This window comes from Actinosynnema sp., from assembly GCF_052038725.1.
The window spans coordinates 1-3,027 of the sequence record NZ_JBQGCX010001351.1; the positions used below are offsets into that span (position 1 = coordinate 1).

Sequence of the window (3,027 nt, forward strand, 5' to 3'; positions counted from 1 at the left end):
GGCGTCGGCGAACGCGGTGCGGTAGGGCACCAGGGCGTCGACCATGGTCTTGTCGCCGACCTCGGCGCCGCCGAGCCCGAGGATGGCGTCGACGGCGGCGGCGACGGCCGTGGCCGCGTCGCCGGGCTCGTCGTCGCCGAAGGCGCTGCCCGCCGCGTACAGGGCCACGCCCCACAGCGCGCCGGAGGTGCCGCCTGCCTTGTCGGCCCACTCGTCGCCCGCGATGCGGAGCGTGGTGCCCAGGCCCGCGCCCTCGTCGACGGCGCGGGCGGCGGCGGCAGCGGCGGCGGTGATGCCGCGCTGCATCCCGATGCCGTGGTCGCCGTCACCGGCGATGGCGTCGATGCGGCCCCGCTCGTCGGCGGCCTGGTCGATCGCGCTCCGGGACGCCTCGATGGCGGCGGCGGCGCGCTTGGCGGCGGCCTTCGACGCCTCGGTGGCGGCCGGGACGGCCTCCTCCAGGTCGATGTGGGCCGTCTCGCCCGCGACGGGGTCGGCGCTCGCCGCGGGCGAGGGGGTCTTGCGGTAGCCGGGCGAGTCGGCGGGGGCGCGCCAGTAGCGCTCCAGCTCCTCGTCCAGCCAGACCAGCGAGAGCGAGAGCCCCGCCATGTCGAAGCTCGTGTAGAACTCGCCGACCTCGGGCTCGACCAGCTCGATCCCGGCCTCGGCGAGCAGTCGCGCCACCTCGCGGTAGACGACGAACAGCTCCTCGTACTTGACCGCGCCCAGGCCGTTGAGCAGCACCGCCGCGCGGGCGGGGCCCGCGACGGGGGCGTGCTCCAGGACCTTGCGGACCAGGGTGGCGGCCATCTCGTCGGCGCTGGGGACGTCCTGCTCCTCGGTGCCCGGCTCGCCGTGCACGCCCATGCCGATGGCCATGCGGCCCTCGGGGACGGTGAACAGCGGTTCGGACGCGCCGGGGAGGGTGCAGCCGCTGAACGCCACGCCGATGGTGCGGGTGCTGGCGTTGGCGCGCTCGGCGACCGAGGCGACCTGCTCCAGGGTCAGACCGGCCTCGGCCGCCGCGGCGGGGAGCTTGATCACCGCGAGGCCGCCCGCGAGGCCCCGCCGGGTGGCGGGGTCCTCCCGGTCGGCCACCGACACGTCGTCGGTGACCGGGACCGTGCGGCTGGGGATGCCGTCGGCGATGAGGCGCTGCTCGGCCTGGCCGAAGTTCAGCACGTCACCGGCGTAGCGGCCGAAGACGAACAGCACTCCCGCGCCGTTGTCGACCGCTTTCGCCACCGACCGGACCTGGCGGGCGGAGGGGGACGCGAACACGTTCCCCATCGCCGCGCCGTGGGCCATGCCGGTCCCGACGAGGCCGCCGAAGGCGGGGTAGTGCCCGGAACCGCCACCGGTGACGATGGCGACGGTGCCGGGCGCGCCCTTGGCGACCCGAACGACCCCACCGGGTACCCGGCGGACACGGGTGGCGTTGGCGGCCACGAAGCCGTCGACCAGCTGGTCGGCGAACTCGGCGGGGTCGTTGCGGAGCCGGGTCATGCGGACTTCTCCTCCAGGGGGGCGGCGGTCGTGGCGGTCCGGCCCCGGCGGTCGAGCACGACCATCAGGATCGCGGAGAGCAGCATGAACCCGCCGACCACGAACATCGGGACGGTGTAGGCGCCGGTGGCGTCGTGGATCGCGCCGGTGATGTACGGGGCGGCGAAGCCCGCGATGTTGCCGACGGTGTTGATCAGCGCGACGCCGGCGGCCGCCGCGGCGCCGGACAGGAACTGGGTCGGGACCGACCAGAAGTTCGGCAGCGCGGCGAAGATCGCGCAGGCGGTCACGGTGATCACGGCGATGGTCGCGGCGGGCGAGCCCGCGTACAGCGCCAGGGGGATGCTGATCGCGCCGACGACGGCGGGGATGGAGATGTGCCAGGTCTTGACGCCGCGCTTGGTGGCGTCGCGGGACCAGAGGTAGAGCACGATCGCGGCCGGGACGTACGGGATGGCCGTGATCAGGCCCTTCTCGATCAGGCCGAACGTGGCGCCCGCGCTCTCCTGGAAGCCGGAGATGATCGTCGGCAGGAAGAACGCCAGGGTGTACAGGCCGTAGATGAAGCCGAAGTAGATCAGCGAGAGCATCCACACGCGACCGGAGCCGAAGGCGGCCTTGAGGCCGTGGTGCTTCTGGGGGCCCTTGCCCGCGTCCTCCTTGGAGAGCGCGGTGGTCAGCCAGTCCTGCTCCTCCTTGGTCAGCCACTTGGCGTCCTTGGGGCTGTCGGCCAGGTAGAACCAGGCGATGACGCCCACGATGATCGCCGGGGCTCCGACGCCGAGGAACATGAAGCGCCAGCCCTCGAGGCCGAAGAAGACGTCGTGCTGCTGGATCAGCCAGCCCGCGAGCGGGGCGCCGACGACCGTGGTCAGCGGCTGGGCCAGGTAGAACAGCGCGAGGATCTTGGTGCGGTAGCGCACCGGGACCCACAGGCTCAGGAAGAGCACGGCGCCGGGGAAGAAGCCGGCCTCGGCGACGCCCAGCAGGAAGCGCAGGGTGGCGAGCTGGGTGTAGTTCTGCACCCAGGTGAACAGGACGGCGACGATGCCCCAGGTCACCATGATGCGGGCCAGCCAGCGGCGGGCGCCGAACTTGTGCAGGGCGATGTTGCTGGGCACTTCCAGCACGATGTACCCGAGGAAGAAGATGCCTGAGGCGAAGCCGAACTGGGCCGCGGTGAGCGCCAGGTCGGTGTTCATCCCGTTCGGCGCGGCGAAGCCGATGGCCGTCCGGTCCAGGTAGTTGATGAAGAACATGAGCGCGACGAACGGAACGAGGCGCATCGCGACCTTGCGGATCGCTGACTTCTCGACTGCGGTGGCCGGTGTGGCCCCGGTAGCCGTGCTGGTGTCCACAGTGACTCCTCGCATGGGCATCTGACACCACTGTCAAGCCTGCGGACAGGACTTGCCCCTCGTGGTGCGGCGACCGCCGCGTCGACCCTCGGCTCGGCGGCGCCTTCGTGTTGCCGTGAAGTATCACCACGCACCGGTCAACCAGTCAACCGGTTGACCGGTT

General features: G+C 72.2%; 2 protein-coding genes. Both read right to left on the reverse strand.

Going from position 1 to position 3,027, the window contains the following annotated elements; genetic code table 11:
- On the reverse strand, window positions 1-1,506 hold a 1,506-nt coding region (locus ACTUAL_RS28530; protein ID WP_440902404.1), incomplete at its 3' end, for a dihydroxyacetone kinase family protein.
- A complete protein-coding gene (locus ACTUAL_RS28535; RefSeq protein ID WP_232519816.1) occupies window positions 1,503-2,864 on the reverse strand; it encodes an MFS transporter in 1,362 nt (453 codons plus the stop codon). The genes ACTUAL_RS28535 and ACTUAL_RS28530, both read right to left, overlap by 4 nt.
- Window positions 2,865-3,027: the final 163 nt, after the last annotated feature.